The following is an 18,949-nucleotide window of genomic DNA, read 5'->3' as shown; positions in this document are numbered from 1 at the left end:
AATGCTGCAATTCGAAAACGTTTCCACTTTCTACGGCAAGATCCAGGCCCTGCACAGCGTCAACGTCGAAGTACGCCAGGGTGAGATCGTGACCCTGATCGGCGCCAACGGGGCTGGCAAATCGACCTTGCTGATGACCTTGTGCGGTTCGCCGCAAGCCTACAGTGGCAGCATCCGCTACATGGGTGAAGAACTGGTGGGCAAGCACTCCGCCGAGATCATGCGCAAGAGCATTGCGGTGGTGCCGGAAGGCCGTCGGGTGTTTTCGCGCCTGACCGTGGAAGAGAACCTGGCCATGGGTGGGTTCTTTACCGACAAGGGCGATTACCAGGAACAAATGGACAAGGTGCTGCACCTGTTCCCCCGCCTCAAGGAACGCTTCAGCCAGCGCGGCGGCACCATGTCCGGCGGCGAGCAGCAAATGCTCGCCATCGGCCGGGCGCTGATGAGCAAGCCCAAGCTGTTGTTGCTGGACGAGCCTTCCCTGGGCCTGGCACCGATCATCATCCAGCAGATCTTCGACATCATCGAACAACTGCGCAAGGACGGTGTGACGGTGTTTTTGGTGGAGCAGAACGCCAACCAGGCGCTGAAAATCGCTGACCGTGCCTATGTGCTGGAGAATGGCCGGGTGGTGATGCAGGGCACTGGCGAGCAATTGCTGACGGATCCGAAGGTGCGGGAGGCGTACCTCGGCGGCTAAACGAAGGCTGCCACAGGAACCGGATCAAAAATGTGGGAGCGGGCTTGCTCGCGAATGCGGTGAATCAGCCAGGAAACTGTTGGCTGACACACTGCATTCGCGAGCAAGCCCGCTCCCACATTTGTTTGGTGTGAACCCTAATATTTAATTTATTTTCGAAGTTTGTGTAACGCAATTCGTCGAGCCCTCTCTAGTGGTGCATGCAGGCAATCAAGCCTGCGCATTCAACCACTGCTGGAGACACACCATGACCACCAAACTGTCCGCTGCCACCCTCGTTCTGGCCCTTGGTTCTGCCCTGAGCCTGTCCGCCCTGACCACCACGGCCCACGCGGCCGACGACATGCAGAAATGCTTCGGCGTGGCTGAAGCCGGCAAGAATGACTGCGCCGCGGGCGCCGGCACTTCCTGCGCTGGCACCTCCAAAACCAAAGACCAGGCCAATGCCTGGAAGCTGGTCCCCGCCGGCACGTGCACCCAGACCCCAAGCACCACCTCGCCGACCGGTTTTGGCCAGGAAGCGGCCTTCACCGCCAAATCCTGAACCCCGCGCAGCCTGAGTACTGATGATGACGCCTACAGCCCAACACGCGGTCTCACCGGCTCAGGTGCCCGGCCTTCCCTATCGGGCCGGGCTGGGGCTCAAGACCGAGCACTTCACCGAGGTGCTCGAGACCCGCCCCGACATCGGTTTTTTCGAAGTACACGCCGAAAACTACATGGTGGCCGGCGGCCCGTTTCATCACTACCTGGGGTTGATTCGTGCGCAGTACCCCCTGTCACTGCACGGCGTCGGCCTGTCTATTGGCGGCGAAGGTCCTCTGGACCGCGAGCACCTGGCACGCCTGGCCACGCTGATCGAACGCTACCAACCCCAGTCTTTTTCCGAACACCTGGCCTGGTCCAGCCACGGCCCGGTGTTTCTCAACGACCTGCTGCCCCTGGCCTACGACGCCAGCACCCTGGAGCGGGTATGCGAACACGTGGACCAAGTACAGAGCATGCTCAAGCGCCCGATGCTGCTGGAAAACCCGTCTACTTATCTGCAGTTCCAGCGCTCTACTTTGGACGAAACCGACTTTATCAGCGAGATCGTCCGCCGGACCGGTTGCGGCCTGCTGCTCGACGTCAACAACGTCTACGTGTCCTGCATCAATCACCAGCGCGACCCGCTGGCCTACATCGATGCCCTGCCATTGCACGCGGTGGGTGAGATTCATCTGGCCGGTTTTGCCGAAGACACCGACAGCCTGGGCGACCGCCTACTAATCGACGACCACGGCGCGCCGATCGATAACGCCGTGTGGCAGCTGTACGCACAGGTACTGGCGCGAACCGGAGCGGTGGCGACGCTGATCGAGCGGGATAACCAGGTGCCCGCGTTCAGCGTGCTGCAAACAGAGGCCCGGCAGGCCGAATGGTATTTGTCGCAGGTGGACAGATGAGTATTCAGCAAACATTCGCCGAGGCTTTACTGGCCCCGCAAGCAACCTGCCCCGAGGGCGTGTTCAGCAGCAACGGTGCTGAGCCGACGAGCCGCTTTGCGGTGTATCGAAACAATGTCCATAGCGCGTTGATCAATGCTTTGGCGGCCGCCTACCCGGTGGCCCGGCAACTGGTCGGCGATGAATTTTTCCGCGCCATGGCCGGCCTGTATGCCCAGGCTCATCCGCCCACCAGCCCGTTGATAAGTGAGTACGGCAGCACGTTCTCTGACTTTATCCAAGGTTTCGAACCGGCCTCGAGCGTGCCCTACCTGGCCGATGTCGCCCGGCTGGAACGCTTGAGGGTTCGCGCTTATCACGCGGCGGATTGCCAGGTTCTGGATCAGCACAGCGTACTTCGGCAACTGCAAGGCTGCGCGCAACTGGGGCAACTGCGTGTACGACTGCATCCGTCACTTGCCACGCTGGAATCTTCCTACGCGGTGGTATCGGTCTGGGCGGCGCATCAGGTCGACGGGGCTATCGCCACTTTGCACCCTTGGTATGCCCAAGGCGCGCTGGTCGTGCGCCAAGGCTTAGCGGTCAAGGTGTTCGCCATCGACCGCGGGTCTGTGACCTTTATCAACCGCCTCAACCAAGGCGCCGGGCTGGAAATGGCCATCGCTGATGCCCTGGAAGCCTCCACCGAATTCGATTTGCACCAATGTCTCACGCTGTTGATCAGCCACGACGCCATCACTCATTTGCATCTGCAACCCGAGGTATTGCCATGAACATTCCCGCTCCTTGCCTGGTAAAGCGAACCGTCGCACTGTTTGAAAAAATCCCCTACAGCCTGATCGCCTTTATCGCGCGCTTCTCCATTGCGGCGGTGTTCTGGAAGTCTGGCCAGACCAAGGTCGAAGGCTTTGCCATTGACCTGATCAGCGGCACCTTCCAATGGGGTGAGCCCAAACTTGCCGCCTCGACCCTGTTTTTATTTCGCAGCGAATACCAATTGCCTCTGCTGTCGCCCGAGGTGGCCGCGCACTTGGCAACCTTTGCCGAGCACTTTTTTCCGGTATTGATCCTACTGGGGTTCGCCACGCGTTTTTCGGCCCTGGCCTTGATCGGCATGACCCTGACCATCCAACTGTTCGTCTACCCCGACGCCTATCCCACTCATGGCACCTGGCTTGCGCTGTTATTGCTGTTGCTTGCCAAAGGCCCAGGTTGGCTGTCCATCGACCACCTGATTGCCCGTCGTTATCGCTGAAGTCGATCCAGTGCCTCGCCGCTGCGCTTGAACCAGTCCACCAGGTAGTCGGCCAACACTTGGGTACGCCGTGGCAGGCCGCCTTGGTAGGGATGCACCAGGTACATCGGCATGCTGCGCGTCTGATACTCGCGCAGCAGCCAGCGCAATCGGCCATCAGCCAGCTCCGTGGGTAAAACGTAGGACGGCAGGCGAGCAATACCGGCGCCGACCAAGGCGGCTTTTTTCAGCAGGTTGTAGTGGTTGGAGGCGAAGGTACCGCTCACCTTTACCCGCAGCAATTCGTGTTGCTGGTGGTACAACCATTCCTCGCGACCACTGTAATGACTGTTGAGCAAACAGCTGTGCGCCGCCAGGTCCGCCGGGGTCTGCGGCTCGCCATGCTGTTCCAGATAGGCCGGGCTGGCGCAGGTCATCTCATGCCAGGCCAGTAAAGGCCTGGCTACCAGGCGTTCATTTTCGAGGGAGCCTGAGCGAACGCCCAAGTCAAAGCCATCGCGCGCCAGGTCCCGGTAGCTGTTGTTAAGCTCCAGCTCGATCTGCACCTGCGGGTATTGCTTGGAAAATTCCAGCAACAAGCCATCGAAAAAGGTTTCACCCAACGACACCGGGACAGTCATACGTACAGGGCCGGCCAAATCATCTTTGAGCCGCGCCAAGGCCTGGCGCGCGCGTTCCACCTGCACCACCAATGCTTGTGCCTGGGGCAGCAACGCCGCGCCGGCAGCAGTAAGGCTCAGCTTGCGCGTAGTGCGGTGCAGCAAAACCACGGCAAACTGCGCTTCCAACTGGCTGATGCGCTTGGACAACTGCCCTTTGCTGCAGCCCAATTGTGCGGCCGCCACAGTGAAACTGCCGGCTTCGATCAGCACGGCGAACGCCGCCAAGTCATCCATTTCGCTCATGGATTGTTTCCATTTGAAAACCAAAGGTTGCCTATTAGCGCGTTTATCCAGCTAAAAAGCCACACTAGACTGAATGCAAATCCCAACCCCTGTAGGAGCGAGCAAGCTCGCTCCTACAGGGAATCAGCCCCAGAGGAACAGCACGATGAAAATCCTATTGATTGGTGCCAGCGGCACCATCGGTTCAGCCGTCAAGGCAGAGTTGGCCCAGCGCCACGAAGTGATCAGCATCGGCCGCACCAGCGGTGACTTCCAGGTGGATATCAGCGATAGCAACTCGATCCGTAAACTGTTCGAGCAGACCGGCAAGTTCGACGCCCTGATCTGCGCGGCAGGCAGCGTCAACTTCGTGCCCCTGGCAGACATGAACGACAGCGATTTCGAACTGGGCCTGCGTGACAAACTGATGGGCCAGGTCAACCTGCTGTTGATCGGCCGTGAATACGCCAACGACGGTGCTTCGTTCACGTTCACCAGCGGCATTCTGAACCGTGACCCGATCCGCACCGGTGCTTCGGCGGCCTTGGTCAACGGTGCACTGGACGCCTTCGTCAAAGCGGCGGCCATCGAGTTGCCACGCGGCCTGCGCATCAACTCGGTCAGCCCGACGGTGTTGCTGGAAGCCATGGGCAGCTATGCTCCCTATTTCCGTGGCTACAAACCTGCCCCGGCCGCCGATGTGGCACTGGCTTACGCCAAAAGCGTCGAGGGCCTGCAAACCGGTCAGACCTTTATCGTAGGTTGAGGGTGAGATCCGTAAGAAACGCCTGAAGCTGGCAAGCGGGCTTGTGATGCACGGCCAGCCTGCGTAACGTGGCGGCACTTGCCTGGAGACCCGATAATGCGCGCCGCCCGTACCCTCGCCCTGTTTGCCTTGCTTCCTGTGTTCGCCGCCTGCCAATTGTTCGAAAGCGAGCCGGCCAAGCCATCGACTGTCGGGCTGACCCGTATGCAGGGTGAGTTGACGGCGGTGGACGGCAAACTGCTGTTCCAGCCCTGTGGCGACCAGCGTAGCTACGTGGTCAACGATACCGGCGGCACCAGCGTCCTGCAGGAAGCCGCCTCGCTGGCTGGCCAGCAGGGCATACTGTTTGCCGACCTGCGTGGCAAGTTTTCCGGGGTCGCCAGCGGCACCCAGGGTTCAGTGGACCTGCAACAGCTGTATCGCGTCGAACGCTCGACCTCAGCGTGCTCTGACCCGGATTTCAAGCGCATGATCCTGCGGGCCAACGGCCATAAACCCGCCTGGGCGATGAACGTCACGGCCAAGGGCATGGTGCTGGAGCGCGAAGGCCAGCCACCTTTGGCAGTGCCGTACGTCGAGGAACAACTGGGCGACGGCCGCTTCAACCTGATGACCGAAGCCAATAACCAGCACATCGAACTATGGGTGGCGCCCCAGCGCTGCGTCGACAGTGTGAGCGGCAGCCTGCAGCACATGAGCGCCGAGCTGCGCGTGAACGGCCAGGTGCAGCGTGGGTGCGCGGCGTTCGGCGGCTCGCGGGACGACTGATTAGCCCCTGTGCTGTTTTAACCTGACGGAAACTTGCCATTGGGGCTTATAATCGCCGGTTTGCAAAACAGCCGGCCTTCTTGCCCGCCGCCTACCGGATCCTGTCATGTTACGAATCACCGAACTCAAGCTGCCCATCGACCATCCCGAAGAAGACCTGCGCACGGCCATCGTGCAGCGCCTGGGCATCGCCAGTGATGACCTGCTCGATTTCACCCTGTTCAAGCGCAGCTACGATGCGCGTAAAAAGACCTCCGAGCTGTGCTTCATCTACACCGTCGACCTGAACGTGACGGGTGAAGCCGCGCTGCTGCTCAAGTTTGCCGACGACCGCAACGTCAACCCGGCACCGGATGTCAGCTACAAGGTGGTGGGTCAGGCGCCGGAAGGCCTGGCTGAGCGGCCGATCGTGGTAGGTTTTGGTCCCTGCGGGATTTTCGCCGGCCTGCTGCTGGCACAGATGGGTTTCAAGCCGATCATCCTCGAGCGCGGCAAGGAAGTGCGCCAACGCACCAAGGACACCTGGGGCCTGTGGCGCAAAAGCGTGCTCAACCCAGAGTCCAACGTGCAATTTGGTGAAGGCGGCGCCGGTACCTTCTCTGACGGCAAGCTGTACAGCCAGATCAAGGACCCGAAATTCCACGGTCGCAAAGTACTGCACGAGTTCGTCAAGGCCGGTGCGCCGGAAGAAATCCTCTACGTCAGCAAGCCGCACATCGGTACCTTCCGCCTGACCGGCGTGGTAGAAAACATGCGCGAGCAGATCATCGCCCTGGGCGGTGAAGTGCGCTTCGAACAACGGGTCACCGACGTGTTGATCGAAGACGGCCAGTTGAACGGCGTGGTCATCGACGGCGGCGAGCAGATCCTCTCCAAGCATGTGATTCTTGCCCTGGGCCACAGCGCCCGTGACACCTTCCGCATGCTCCACGACCGTGGCGTGTACATGGAGGCCAAGCCATTCTCGGTGGGTTTCCGTATCGAGCACCCGCAGTCGCTGATCGACGCCGCACGCTTGGGCAAATACGCTGGCCACCCCAAGCTGGGCGCAGCGGACTACAAACTGGTGCACCACGCCAAGAATGGCCGTTCGGTCTACAGCTTCTGCATGTGCCCGGGCGGCACCGTCGTGGCTGCGACCTCGGAACCCCATCGCGTCGTGACCAACGGCATGAGCCAATACTCGCGTAACGAGCGCAATGCCAACTCCGGCATCGTGGTAGGCATTACCCCCGAGGTGGATTACCCAGGCGGCCCGCTGGCCGGTATCGAGTTGCAGGAACGCCTGGAGTCCCACGCCTACATCCTCGGCGGTAGTAACTACGAGGCCCCCGCGCAACTGGTGGGCGACTTCATCGCTGGCAAACCCTCCACGGCGCTGGGCAGCGTGGAGCCGTCCTACAAACCCGGCGTGTCGTTGGGTGACCTGGCGCTGGCCTTGCCGGACTTCGCCATCGAAGCCATCCGCGAAGCCTTGCCAGCGTTCGAGAAACAGATCAAAGGCTACTCGCTGCACGATGCGGTGCTGACCGGCATCGAGACCCGCACCTCGTCCCCACTGCGCATTACCCGCAACGAGTCGATGCAGAGCCTGAACGTCAAAGGCTTGTTCCCGGCCGGTGAAGGCGCAGGCTATGCCGGTGGGATTCTGTCGGCGGGTGTCGACGGGATTCGGATCGCCGAGGCGTTGGCGCGGGATATGCTCGGCATCGAGGCCTGAAGCACGCTGACGGCGAACATAAATCCAGTGTGGGAGCTGGCTTGCCTGCGAAAACGGTGGTTCAGTTAAAGATGCAGCGACTGACACGCTGCCTTCGCGAGCAAGCCCGCTCCCACAGGGGATCTGTGCCGGGCGTTGATCCTGGGGGCAATACACGACCAGTGTGGGAGCTGGCTTGCCTGCGATAGCGGTGGTGCAGTTAAAAATTCAGTGACTGACACTCCGCTTTCGCGGGCAAGCCCGCACACAGTTGGATAGTGGGGTGTCAGATATTAGCGCGCAGGATGTTAGCGGGTAGCGCCTCACCGCGTTCGACACTCGCCGCAACCGCCGCGATCAACCCTTCCAGCTCATAGCCCCGCCCCGCCAGCCACGCTTGATCGTAATAGGTCGTGGCATAGCGCTCACCACCATCGCACAAGATCGCAACGATCGACCCCGACTCCCCCGCCGCTTTCATCTGTTGCGCCGCCATCAGCGCACCGATCAGGTTGGTCCCGCTGGACCCGCCAACCCGTCGCCCCAAACGCTCAGCCAGGTAATGCATGGCCGCCAGGGACACTGCATCCGGCACTTTGACCATGGCGTCAATCACCGCGGGCAGAAACGATGCCTCCACCCGCGGGCGACCAATCCCTTCAATCCGCGAGCCACAGTCCAGGCGCAGGCTGGCGTCACCACTCTGGTAGAAATCGAAAAACACCGAGCGTTCGGCATCGGCACACAGCACCCGGGTGCAATGCTGGCGATAACGCACATAACGGCCCAGGGTCGCGGTGGTGCCGCCGGTGCCAGGGCTGGAAATCAACCAACTCGGCTCCGGGTGCTGCTCAAAGCGCATCTGCTGGAAGATCGACTCGGCAATGTTGTTGTTTGCCCGCCAGTCGGTGGCACGCTCGGCATAGGTGAACTGGTCCATGAAGTGCCCCCCGCTTTCCTGGGCCAGGCGTTCGGATTCGGCGTAGATCTGCGTCGGGTCCTGGACCAGATGGCTCTTGCCACCGTAGAAGGCAATCTGGGCGATCTTCTCTTGGGACGTGGTCGCGGGCATGACGGCAATAAACGGCAAGCCGAGCAAGCGCGCGAAGTAGGCTTCCGAGATCGCCGTAGAGCCGCTGGACGCTTCAATAACGGGGGCGCCCGGCTTGAGCCAGCCATTGCACAGCGCATACAGGAACAGCGAGCGCGCCAGCCGGTGTTTCAGGCTGCCGGTGGGGTGGCTGGACTCATCCTTGAAGTACAGCTCGATGCCTGGCAAACCCGGTAATGGCAGCGGGATCAGGTGGGTATCGGCGCTCCGCTGGAAGTCCGCTTCAATGATACGAATGGCTTCGCGGGCCCAGGTACGGTGGTCGCTCATGGTGGGTTCTCTAAAGGTTTTCAGCGGTGATCTTAGGATGTTTCCCACGCTTCACACAGATACAGTGACGACGCAATTGGACACACAATTGCTAGTCTTTAGCCCACCGATGCCCCGGCCCATCCCTTATAACAAATAAGAATATAACTTTTGTTTTAACAACTAACGGTACGGGTTAGGGTACCCACCTATTGAACCTGGATTGGAGAGCATCCCTTGCCTCTGCGTAGCACTTTCACCCGTTTCTTCCAGCTGGAAGCCGCCAGTGGTCTGTTGTTGATCGCCGCTGCCGCTTTGGCGCTGATTATCAACAACTCACCGTTGTCGCACCTGTACAACGCCTTTCTCGACACGCCGGTGGTGGCTCAGGTTGGCGCGTTGAAAATCGCCAAGCCGGCGCTGCTTTGGATCAACGATGGCCTGATGGCCCTGTTCTTCCTGTTGATCGGCCTGGAGGTCAAGCGTGAGCTGCTCGATGGTCACCTGTCCAAGCCTTCGCAAGTGGTGTTGCCTGGCGCAGCGGCCATCGGCGGCATGGTGGTGCCGGCGCTGATCTACTGGGCGCTGAACAAGGACAACCCGGCCGCCCTCGCTGGCTGGGCGATCCCCATGGCCACCGACATTGCCTTCGCTCTGGGCGTGCTGGCCCTGCTGGGCAAGCGCGTACCGGTGTCACTGAAACTGTTCCTGATGACCCTGGCGATCATTGATGACCTTGGCGCCATCATCGTCATTGCCTTGTTCTATTCCGCTGACTTGTCCACGGCATCCCTAGCGGGCGCGGGGGCGTGCTTGATTGCGCTGATTGCGATGAATCGCCTGGGCGTGATCAAACTGGGGCCGTATATGATCATCGGCCTGATCCTGTGGGTGTGCGTGCTCAAGAGCGGTGTGCATGCGACCTTGGCGGGTGTAACCCTGGCGTTCTGCATTCCACTGCGCACCAAAAATGCCGAAACCTCACCGCTACTGAGCCTGGAACACGCCCTGCACCCGTGGGTGGCCTACGCCATCCTGCCGCTGTTCGCGTTTGCCAATGCCGGGGTCTCTCTGACAGGTGTCAGCCTGGAGAGCTTCACCCACTCCGTGCCCATGGGCATCGCCGCCGGTCTCTTGATCGGCAAGACCGTCGGTGTGTTCGGCCTCACCTGGCTGGCGATCAAAACCGGCATCGCCTCACTGCCCAGCGGCGCCAACTGGGGTCAGGTAATGGGCGTGGCGATTCTGTGCGGGATCGGCTTCACCATGAGCCTGTTTGTCGGCTCCCTGGCGTTTGTGCCAGGCGCCAGTGAGTTTGCCGGTGAAGATCGCATGGGGATTCTGACCGGGTCGATCCTGGCGGCCTTTATCGGGTATGCGGTGACGGCGATGGCAAGTCGCAAGAAAGCCGTCGTTGCATGATTGAAGTCAGTCAGTTGTAGGAGCGAGCTTGCTCGCTCCTACAAACAAAACCCCCAACCGGTCACCCGGTTGGGGGTTTTTCTTCGCCTGAAGCTTAAGGCTTAGCGAGTAACGCGGCTGGTACCGTCGACGGTCATGATGCGTACGCGGTCGCCAATGCGGAAGATTTCATTTTCCTGCACGGCTTGTACGTAAGCACGCATGCTGCCGTCGTCTTCGCGCACGGTGATTTCCACGCCCTGGGTACGGGTCAGGCCTTCTTCAGTGGCCGAGCCCAGCAGGCCGCCCGCAACTGCGCCGATCACAGCAGTGACGATGCTGCCACGGCCGCCACCAATGGCACTGCCGCCAACGCCGCCGATAACTGCACCCGCAGCGCCACCGATTGGGGTCTTGGTGCCTTCAATTTTCACTGGACGCAGGGATTCGATGGTGCCCATGCGAACGGTCTGTACACGACGCGCCTCATCACGAGAGTACGAGTCGCCGGTCAGACTCGAGGCGCAGCCACCCAGCAGCAACGACAGGGTGGTAAAGCAGGCAACTAGTAAAACGGACTTACGCATAGCATCAACTCCAAAGGACAGGTATTCATTAAACGCTGTGGCTTGGCGCGTGTCACGGCGCACCAGGCAGAAACTTGCTTTCATTCAGCCTGAGTACAGACTGCCAGCACCAGAGAACTCGACGAACGGTAACCAAGCCAGGGTACGGAACGATGCCATAACCGGCTCGATCAGTGTAGCCGCACAGCCGAAAGCGTCCGAAGTCTCTTGAACAGAGACTTCGACGCAACGGTGTTGATTCAGGTGGGATGACGAAAGGTGACGCTCAGGGCGCCAGGCGCTCGCGGCACCATTGGCCGTCTTGCAAACGGTAGTTGAGGCGATCATGCAGGCGGCTGGCCCGGCCTTGCCAGAACTCGATGCGCTCAGGCAGTAAACGGTACCCTCCCCAATGCTCGGGGCAATCGGGCTGGGTATCGCTGAAACGCTCTTCAGTGGCCTTGAGCAGCGCCTGCAGCTCTTCGCGATCACGAATGACTTTGCTCTGCGGAGAGGCCCAGGCGCCCAGGCGGCTGCCCAATGGGCGCACCTGATAATAAGCATCCGACTCTTCAGGCGTGACCTTGGCCACGCGCCCTTCAATGCGTACCTGGCGCTCCAGGGTTGGCCAGAAGAAGGTCATGGCCGCAAACGGCCGCGCCGCGAGTTGTTCACCCTTGGCGCTCTGATAGTTGGTGAAGAAGGTAAAGCCCTGTGCATCCAGGCCCTTGAGCAGCAGGATGCGGCAGTGCGGGCGACCGTCCTGATCCACCGTCGCCAGCGTCATGGCATTGGCCTCCACTGGCGGCTGTTCAGTTTTCACCGCATCAGCAAACCATTGGTGGAACAACGCAAACGGCTCGTCCGGGGCCTGGGCCTCGCTCAAACCGTCCCGTGTGTAGTCACGGCGCATATCGGCCAGTGCCTGGGTCATGCGGCTTTATCCTCGTGGTTCAACAGCTCAGTTTTTCGCCTGGTCGTTCGAAGCGGGTGCCGCCTTGTCTTTTGCAGTAGCCGGCTTCTTGGCAGCCGGCTTGGCCGCAGCCTTTTTAGCCGCTGGCTTGGCCGCCGCTTTCTTGGCCGTGGCCTTTTTGGCAGGCGCTTTTGCCGCCGGTGCTGGTGCAGGCACATTCTGCACCGCGACCATTTCGGCTACGGGCGGGGTCTTGCCGGAGTTGTACTTGCTCAACAGTGCCAACATCGTTGTACGCTGAGTGAACATGATTTCCATGCGACGGTTCAGCGCACGCCCCTGATTGCTGTCGTTGGCGGCACGCGGCATAAGGTCGCCCATGCCACGCAGCATCAAGCGATCCTGTTTCAGACCACTCAGGCTGAAAATCGAGGCGATGGACTGCGCACGCTCCTTGCTCAACGCCTGGCTGGCGGGAGCACTGCCAGTGGCATCAACGTGGCCCAGCACCAGTACGGCGGTCTTCGGGTCAGCTTCAACAGCCTTGGCCACCCGCGTGAACGGGCCCAGGGTCACCGGCAGTAACATGGCCGGGCGCTTCGGGTTGTAGGAACCGTCTACCGGAGCAATCACTACCAGGGTGTTGTCACGGCGCTCCAGTTGCAGGTTGCTGTCCTTGATGGCCGCACGCAGGCGTGGTTCGTATTCGTCCAGCCAGGCTTGGGTGACTTTCGGGTCAGGCATTTGTACGTTGGTCACATCGACCTTGGCCAAAGGCTTTGGCTTGCTTTCGAACGGCCACCACCAGCGCGGCTCGCTATCGGTCTTGGCGACGACAGGCGCTGCGTCCGAGGCCGGCGTTGCCGCCTTGAGGTCGGCTTTCAGGTCAGCCTTGGCGTCGGCGGCTTTTTCTTCGGCGGTCTTGGTGGAAAACGGCCACCAGCTGTAACCGGTGTCGGCTTTGGCGGCCGGGGCAGCGGCAGCAGCGGTGACAGGTTCAACAGGCTTGGCACCGGCGGCCGGCTTGGCGTCGGGTTTGGCATCCGGCTTGGCGTCGGTCTGGGCCACTGGATCCTTGGTTGCAGCTTTGTCAGATCCAAATGACCACCAATGCCCACCTTCGGCATCATTTTGTGGAGTTTGTGCACAACCCGTAATAGTGAGGCACAGCGCCAGTGCCAAAGACTTGTTCGATAACATGAGATATCCACAAAATGAGAAAAAACCAGGGGGGTCGCGGGACCCGTTAAACAGACGCTAAAAGAACATTCAAGTTACAACATGTCGTTCAGCATCTTTTTTATACTTGCCTTTGTAACAAAAAATTGTGAAACAGCAAGGGGTTTATAGACAACCGGCCAATATTCCGACCAACTTCTGGGCCCGCGGGTCCATAAGTACGTAAGGCCCCAGGGTATTAGTCACGAAACCGAAGGCTACATCATGTTCAGGGTCGGCAAACCCGACTGATCCCCCTGCCCCGGGATGCCCGAATGCACGTGGCCCAAGGCCGAACGTGGCATTGGGCAACTGCGGTTGATCCAACATGCAGCCCAGGCCGAAACGGGTTTGGGTCAATAAGGTTTTATCCAGCCCGATACTGTGCTCGCGGGTCAATTGTTCGAGCATGTCGCTTTCCAGCAAACTACCGTCCAACAAACCACTATAAAACCCGGCCAGGCTGCGTGCATTACCGTGGCCATTCGCCGCAGGCTGCTGCATGCGTCGCCATTCGGGCTTATTAGTGCTGGTCAGAATAGACGGTGGGTTGGCAAATGCACGGGTAGTCATCGCCGCAGGCTCGCGCATCATTACTTGAAGTAACCGTTGCGCGGCTTCATCACCGATAGTGCCTTTGCTGCGTGCGATATGGGCGACGCGATAAAACTCTTCATCCGCCAGGCCCACATGGAAGTCCAGCCCCAAGGGGCGTGCCACCCGCGCCACGATCGACTCCCCCGGCCCGCGCCCATCGGCGCGGCGCAACAGTTCGCCAACCAGCCAGCCATAGGTGATCGCTTCATAGCCATGGCCTTGGCCCGGTGTCCACCACGGGGCCTCCGCCGCCAGGGTATCGACCATCAATTGCCAATCGTACAGGGCCTCGGTGGGCAGCATTTCGCGGATGGCGGGCAGCCCGGCCTGGTGGCAGAGCAACTGGCGCAGCGTGATCGCGTCCTTGCCAGCAGCGGCAAACTCCGGCCAGTACTCGGCTACCGGCGCATCGAGCTTGAGCTTGCCTTCGGCCACCAGTTGCAGGGCAGTCACTGCCGTGAAAGTCTTGGTGCAGGAGAACAGGTTGACGATGGTATCGCTGTGCCAGGCCTCGGCACCGTCCTTGTCGGCAGTACCGGCCCACAGGTCGACGACGGTTTGCCCGCCGATCTGGATGCACAGCCCGGCACCACGCTCCTGAGGATCATCGAACAGGGCGGCGAAGGCTTCGCGCACCGCTTCGAACTGCAGCTCGTAATGACCCTGAATCTGCACCTAAGTCCCCTCGGAAAACACCATGAAAAGTGGTCGCCATTCTTTCAGCCATTGTAGGTTTTGTGAACCCGTCAACGATGAATCAATGACCGTTTCCAGCGTGTCCACCGGCATGCCCAGCGCCCTGCCCCGCGCCTTTGCCGTCGCGCCCCGGCTTGCCGGCTTCACTTTCACGCATCGCTTGGGTGGCCTTGGCTTTTTGCGCCTCACGGCCCAACTGGTCGAGCGCGGCCAGGTTGCTCTTGCGCACCGTCTCGACAAAGCCCTGGAACGGTACATCGGTGATGCCGACCAGGCCGAAATGGCCGTTTTCACCATCCAGCAGACGCCCGGTGACCGGCTGGTCCAGGTACTGGAACCAGTGCACCCCGACAATCGACGGCTCGGCCACCGCCTGTTTGAGGAAGGTGGAGTACGCCGCGCCGCGGTCTTCTTCGCGGGCCAGTTGCGTCACGCCGCCCCAGAACGGGCCACGGTCGGCAGAGCCAAAGTTGAATTCGGTGATCAGTACCGGTTTGTCCAGCGCACGCAGGGCGGCGAAGTCATACCCGTCCTGGGGTTTCAAGGTGTACATGTTGAAGCTCAGCACATCGCAATACTGCGCGCACGAAGCGACCGCTTCCGGCGTGCTCACCGCAAAACGGCCGCCCAGCAACAGCTGGTTGGGCGCGTGCCACTTCAACGAGTCGGAAATGGTCTTGAAGTAAGCATCGGCGAAGGTCTTCTGGAAATACTTGAAGTCGGCTTCGATCTCCGGGTGTTCAGGGCTGGGCATCGGCGGCTCAAAGCCGGGATCTTCCATCAGCTCCCAACCGGCCAGTTGAATGCCCCAGGCTTTGGAAAGGCCCTCTTCATTGCGGTATTTATCGCGCAGTTGCTTGAGGAAGGCGCGCTTGGCCGGCACGTCGGTGGTCATGCGCAGGGTGCCGTAGGCCAGGGCGTAACGGGATTTTGCATCCTCGCCGGGGCCGGCCCAGGCCAATTCGTTGTCGGCAAAAAAACCGATCAACCACGGGTCGTCACGATGATCGCGGGCCGCGATGGCCACGGCGCGTTCGGTGGCCATGGCAAAACGCGGGTCGAACGGGTCGGGCATACCGCCCCACCAGTCGGTGCCGGTACTGATGCTGGCATAGTCACCGACAATCGACAGCGGCAAGGTGTACGGCACGCGGTCGGCAGTGGCCAGGTCCGGATCGCTCCAGTTGCCGACGGTGTTAAAGCCCCAGGCTTGCAGGCGATCGAGGGTATGGGTCACCCAGCGTGGCTGGTCCAACGCGTCACCGCCGTAAGTGCGTTGCAGGTTGGCGCCGTAGAAATCGTACCAACGCCCTGAGCCAAAGCCGCGACCTTCGCCGGCGCCGTTGCCGGTGCGGCTGTCGTCGCTGCCGTAGTACTTGTCAAAGGGTTCGCCGGCCTTGGGCAGCGCCGCGAACATCCACTCGCGCCCCGCCACGTAGGTCTGGCTGTTGTCCGGCGCCACGGTGTTCACACCCAGGGAGTAGAACGGATGCCCGTCCGGCGTCACCAGGTACCAGCGGCCGTCGCGCTTCTGGGTGCGGAAAAAGCCGCTGGCGTCGAAGGCCGGGCCCTTCTTCCAGCCACCGTATTGATCCAGGGAGGACTTGTCTCGCTCGGCCAGCCAGGTCTTGAGCTGCTGTTGTTCCTTGGCGGCCGATGCCTTGAGTTGCTCGTCGTTGCTGACCTTCTCCGGCCAGCGCGCGCGGTTGGATTGGCCATAGGCATCCACTAGTTCAGTGTAGGCAGCCTTCAATACTGGCTCGCTGTCCTGCACGCCAAAGCGCTCCAGCAGGATACTTTGGGCGGCATTGGGCTTGAGCATCGACAGGGTCACCGAGACCACCTGGCTGCGGTCGATTTCGCCGGCGCTGGCGGCCAGCAATACCCGTTGGCCATCCACCGTCATCGGCATCGGCGGGCCGGCCTTCATGCCCTGGCTCAGGGGAGCGTTGGCTTGCAGCGGGACGAGCAACGTCTGGGCCGGGCCGGCCGGCAGGTCGATGCGGCTGACGAGCGTCTTGCCGTCGGCGCTCTGCACCTTGACGTAAAGGGTCAGCGCCCAGTTCATTGCGCTCTGGATACGCAGGCTCATGGCGCTCGATTGCGACCAATCCCACGTCCCCGTCTGCGGGCTGAGCACCAGGCTCGGCTCGGCCGCTGGGTTGAAGGTGATGCGGCGCAGCACCTCGCCTTCGGGGGTTTGTTCGGCGTTGTATTGCGGCAGGCTGGCGTCCTGGGTCGCCACCTTGACCACATCGGCAGGCCGGACGAAGTTGAACAGCGTTTGTTGCCCCTCGGGCGCCGCCATCAAAGGCGCAGCGAACAGCAGGGCAAAAAGAGCGGGCAGCGTGCGGATCATACGAACAAGGTTCTCCCAAACGGCCGATGACTGGCCTGATGATAGTGATGAGATAGACCACAGAGTGGGCGAATCCGCCCACGGTGGCTTAAGAAATTTCGCGCCTGAACGGCGGCAAGGCATTGAGGATCGCCTTGCCATAGCGCTGGGTAACCAGGCGACGGTCGAGCAAGGTGATGGTGCCGCGGTCTTCTTCGGTACGCAGCAGACGCCCGCAGGCCTGCACCAGCTTCAGTGAAGCATCCGGCACCGAAATTTCCATGAACGGGTTGCCGCCCCGGGCTTCGATCCATTCGGCCAGTGCGGCCTCGACCGGGTCATCCGGCACCGAGAACGGGATTTTGGCGATCACCACGTGTTCGCAGTAGGCACCGGGCAAGTCCACGCCTTCGGCAAAGCTGGCCAGGCCAAACAACACGCTGGAATCCCCACCGTCGACCCGCGCCTTGTGCTTGTTCAGGGTTTCCTGCTTGGACAGATTGCCCTGGATAAACACTTGCTTGCGCCAGTCGCGGTCGAGGCCGTCGAACACGTCCTGCATCTGTTTGCGCGACGAGAACAGCACCAGGGTGCCGCGGGAGCCTTCCACCAACGACGGCAGATCGCGAATGATCGCCGCCGTGTGCGCGGCCGCGTCCCGTGGGTCGGCCTTGAGGTCTGGCACCCGCAGCACGCCGGCGTCAGCGTGATGAAACGGGCTGGGCACCACGGCGGTGACGGCTTTTTTCGGCAGGCCGGCGCGCATGCGGAAGCGGTCAAAGGTGCCCAGGGCCGTCAGCGTGGCCGAGGTTACCAGGCAGCCGTAGGCGACGTTCCACAGGTTGCGGCGCAGCATTTCAGCGGCGAGGATCGGGCTGGCGTTGACCTCGATATCGAACAACGCACCGCTTTCCGACAACGTCAGCCAGCGGGCCATGGGCGGGTTGTCTTCCGGGTCTTCGACGGTAAAGGCGGTCCACAGCTCCCAATTGCCTTGGGAACGAGACAGCAAACTGCCGAACAAGGGATACCACTCTTCGGCCTGGTTGCTGGCGATGCCGATATTGACCTCGCCATCCATGCCTTCCTTGAGCAAATCCGTCAGGCGGGTGAACAGGTCGGTCAGGCGTGAAAAGCCTTTCTTCAGCTCGATGCCCATTTCGCGCATGTGCTCGGGAATCATCCCGCCGACAAAACGGTGGCGCGGGCGCTCTCGGCCTTCGACGTCTTCACCGGGCTTGAAGTCCGCCACCTGCTCGCAGGCGCTGAACATGAATTGCTGCTGGGTCTTGATCTCGCGCGCCAGCTCCGGCACTTGCTCGATCAACTTGCCCAGGTCGCCGGGCAACGGGTGCTGGGCCAGTAACTTGGTGAGGTTCTTGGCAGTGGTTTCCAGCCAGTCGGCCGTGGAGCGCAAGCGGGTGTAATGGGCGAAATGGCCAATGGCCTTGTCTGGCAGGTGGTGGCCTTCGTCGAACACATAGAGGGTGTCGCGGGGGTCGGGCAGTACCGCACCGCCGCCCAGGGCCAGGTCAGCCAATACCATGTCGTGGTTGGTGACGATGACGTCCACTTTGCCCATGCCTTCGCGCGCCTTGTAGAACGCGCACTGGCCGAAGTTGGGGCAATGGCGGTTGGTGCATTGGCTATGGTCGGTGGTCAGGCGCGCCCAGTCTGAATCTTCCAGGGCGGTGGGCCAGCTGTCGCGGTCGCCGTCCCATTTGTTGCCGGCCAGCTTCTCGATCATGCTGGTAAACAGCTTCTGGCTGGCCTCATCCACCTCGATCTTGAAGCCTTCTTCTTCGAACAAGGAGGCGGTGGCGGTTTGGGCGTGGCCTTCCTGCAGCAATACGTCGAGCTTGGACAGGCACATGTAGCGGCCACGGCCCTTGGCCAGGGCGAAGGTAAAGCTCAAGCCGCTGTTGCGCATCAGGTCGGGCAAGTCTTTGTAGACGATCTGCTCTTGCAGCGCGACGGTAGCGGTGGCGATCACCAGGCGCTTGCCAGCAGCCTTGGCCGTAGGGATCGCAGCCAGGCTGTAGGCCACGGTCTTGCCGGTACCGGTACCGGCCTCGACGGCCACTACCGCAGGCTCACCCTCGCGGCGGCCTTCGTCGTCGGTGTCGATATCCCCGAGGACTTTTGCCACTTCGGCGATCATCAGGCGTTGGCCGTAGCGCGGTTTCAAGCTCTTGGCTTCGAGAAAACGCGAATAGGCGCCCTGGATCGTGGTTTTGAGTTCAGTGCTGATCATGGATAGTCGGGCGCAAAAAACGCTGGATAAATTTTCAGTGGTTCGGATCGGCCGCTATCATACCCCGCTAATTAATCCCGCGCAGA

The 18,949-nt window shown here is 61.1% G+C and carries 17 protein-coding genes; 9 read left to right on the top strand and 8 right to left on the bottom strand.

Features of this window, described 5'->3' with window-relative positions:
* Position 1: 1 nt before the first annotated feature.
* The 5 genes from BT199_RS08960 (at position 2) to BT199_RS08940 (ending at position 3,403) form a co-directional block, all read left to right on the top strand.
* Positions 2 to 703, top strand: a complete 702-nt coding sequence (locus BT199_RS08960; RefSeq protein ID WP_003193540.1) for an ABC transporter ATP-binding protein — start codon at positions 2 to 4, stop codon at positions 701 to 703.
* A gap of 247 nt (positions 704 to 950) precedes the next feature.
* On the top strand, positions 951 to 1,247 hold the full coding sequence (locus BT199_RS08955; protein WP_014717277.1) for a BufA1 family periplasmic bufferin-type metallophore: 297 nt from the start codon (positions 951 to 953) through the stop codon (positions 1,245 to 1,247).
* Between the two features lie 22 nt (positions 1,248 to 1,269).
* Positions 1,270 to 2,148, top strand: a complete 879-nt coding sequence (locus BT199_RS08950; protein ID WP_072434318.1) for an MNIO family bufferin maturase — start codon at positions 1,270 to 1,272, stop codon at positions 2,146 to 2,148.
* Positions 2,145 to 2,921 carry an HvfC/BufC N-terminal domain-containing protein gene (locus BT199_RS08945; RefSeq protein WP_014717275.1) on the top strand — a complete coding sequence of 259 codons (777 nt, stop codon included), beginning with the start codon at positions 2,145 to 2,147 and terminating at the stop codon, positions 2,919 to 2,921. Before BT199_RS08950 ends, BT199_RS08945 begins: the two co-directional genes overlap by 4 nt.
* A complete protein-coding gene (locus tag BT199_RS08940; protein ID WP_014717274.1) occupies positions 2,918 to 3,403 on the top strand; it encodes a DoxX family protein in 486 nt (161 codons plus the stop codon). The genes BT199_RS08945 and BT199_RS08940 overlap by 4 nt, the downstream gene beginning before the upstream one ends.
* Here BT199_RS08940 and BT199_RS08935 read toward each other — a convergent pair.
* Complete coding sequence (locus tag BT199_RS08935; protein ID WP_072434317.1) at positions 3,394 to 4,308, bottom strand: LysR family transcriptional regulator; 915 nt, start codon at positions 4,306 to 4,308, stop codon at positions 3,394 to 3,396. The two genes, BT199_RS08940 and BT199_RS08935, sit on opposite strands and share 10 nt — an antisense overlap.
* Positions 4,309 to 4,453: 145 nt before the next feature.
* Between BT199_RS08935 and BT199_RS08930 the strand changes: the two genes are divergently transcribed.
* From BT199_RS08930 to BT199_RS08920, 3 genes are all read left to right on the top strand, one after another.
* Complete coding sequence (locus tag BT199_RS08930) at positions 4,454 to 5,053, top strand: short chain dehydrogenase (protein WP_014717272.1); 600 nt, start codon at positions 4,454 to 4,456, stop codon at positions 5,051 to 5,053.
* Positions 5,054 to 5,149: 96 nt separating this feature from the next.
* Entirely contained in the window at positions 5,150 to 5,821 is a 672-nt protein-coding gene (locus tag BT199_RS08925; RefSeq protein WP_014717271.1) for a COG3650 family protein, read from the top strand.
* A 106-nt stretch (positions 5,822 to 5,927) separates the two neighbouring features.
* Positions 5,928 to 7,541 carry an NAD(P)/FAD-dependent oxidoreductase gene (locus tag BT199_RS08920; protein ID WP_014717270.1) on the top strand — a complete coding sequence of 538 codons (1,614 nt, stop codon included), beginning with the start codon at positions 5,928 to 5,930 and terminating at the stop codon, positions 7,539 to 7,541.
* A gap of 265 nt (positions 7,542 to 7,806) precedes the next feature.
* On the opposite strand, the gene BT199_RS08915 is transcribed toward BT199_RS08920, so the two are convergent.
* Positions 7,807 to 8,901 carry a PLP-dependent cysteine synthase family protein gene (locus tag BT199_RS08915; RefSeq protein ID WP_072434316.1) on the bottom strand — a complete coding sequence of 365 codons (1,095 nt, stop codon included), beginning with the start codon at positions 8,899 to 8,901 and terminating at the stop codon, positions 7,807 to 7,809.
* 216 nt (positions 8,902 to 9,117) lie between these two features.
* Here BT199_RS08915 and nhaA point away from each other — a divergent pair, with 216 nt between their 5' ends.
* Positions 9,118 to 10,302, top strand: a complete 1,185-nt coding sequence (gene nhaA, locus BT199_RS08910) for a Na+/H+ antiporter NhaA (RefSeq protein WP_019817842.1) — start codon at positions 9,118 to 9,120, stop codon at positions 10,300 to 10,302.
* A 101-nt stretch (positions 10,303 to 10,403) separates the two neighbouring features.
* Here nhaA and BT199_RS08905 read toward each other — a convergent pair whose 3' ends face one another.
* The 6 genes from BT199_RS08905 to dinG form a co-directional block, all read right to left on the bottom strand.
* Positions 10,404 to 10,868: an outer membrane lipoprotein gene (locus BT199_RS08905; protein WP_003189251.1), complete on the bottom strand. Its 465-nt coding sequence runs from the start codon at positions 10,866 to 10,868 to the stop codon at positions 10,404 to 10,406.
* 265 nt (positions 10,869 to 11,133) lie between these two features.
* Positions 11,134 to 11,781 (bottom strand): pyridoxamine 5'-phosphate oxidase, encoded by a 648-nt coding sequence (gene pdxH / locus BT199_RS08900; RefSeq protein WP_019817843.1) that lies wholly within the window; start codon positions 11,779 to 11,781, stop codon positions 11,134 to 11,136.
* 27 nt (positions 11,782 to 11,808) lie between these two features.
* On the bottom strand, positions 11,809 to 12,960 hold the full coding sequence (locus BT199_RS08895; RefSeq protein WP_072434315.1) for an OmpA family protein: 1,152 nt from the start codon (positions 12,958 to 12,960) through the stop codon (positions 11,809 to 11,811).
* Positions 12,961 to 13,104: 144 nt separating this feature from the next.
* The gene (locus tag BT199_RS08890; RefSeq protein ID WP_014717265.1) at positions 13,105 to 14,250 is read right to left on the bottom strand and encodes an EstA family serine hydrolase; all 1,146 of its coding nucleotides are present in this window, start codon (positions 14,248 to 14,250) and stop codon (positions 13,105 to 13,107) included.
* An 82-nt stretch (positions 14,251 to 14,332) separates the two neighbouring features.
* Complete coding sequence (locus BT199_RS08885; RefSeq protein ID WP_038449331.1) at positions 14,333 to 16,630, bottom strand: beta-galactosidase; 2,298 nt, start codon at positions 16,628 to 16,630, stop codon at positions 14,333 to 14,335.
* An 88-nt stretch (positions 16,631 to 16,718) separates the two neighbouring features.
* A complete protein-coding gene (gene dinG, locus BT199_RS08880) occupies positions 16,719 to 18,863 on the bottom strand; it encodes an ATP-dependent DNA helicase DinG (protein ID WP_014717263.1) in 2,145 nt (714 codons plus the stop codon).
* Between the last annotated feature and the right edge of the window lie 86 nt (positions 18,864 to 18,949).

Source organism: Pseudomonas sp. NFR02, assembly GCF_900119375.1.
Taxonomy (GTDB): Bacteria; Pseudomonadota; Gammaproteobacteria; order Pseudomonadales; family Pseudomonadaceae; genus Aquipseudomonas; species Aquipseudomonas paracarnis.
This window is presented reverse-complemented; position numbering and strand designations above follow the sequence as displayed.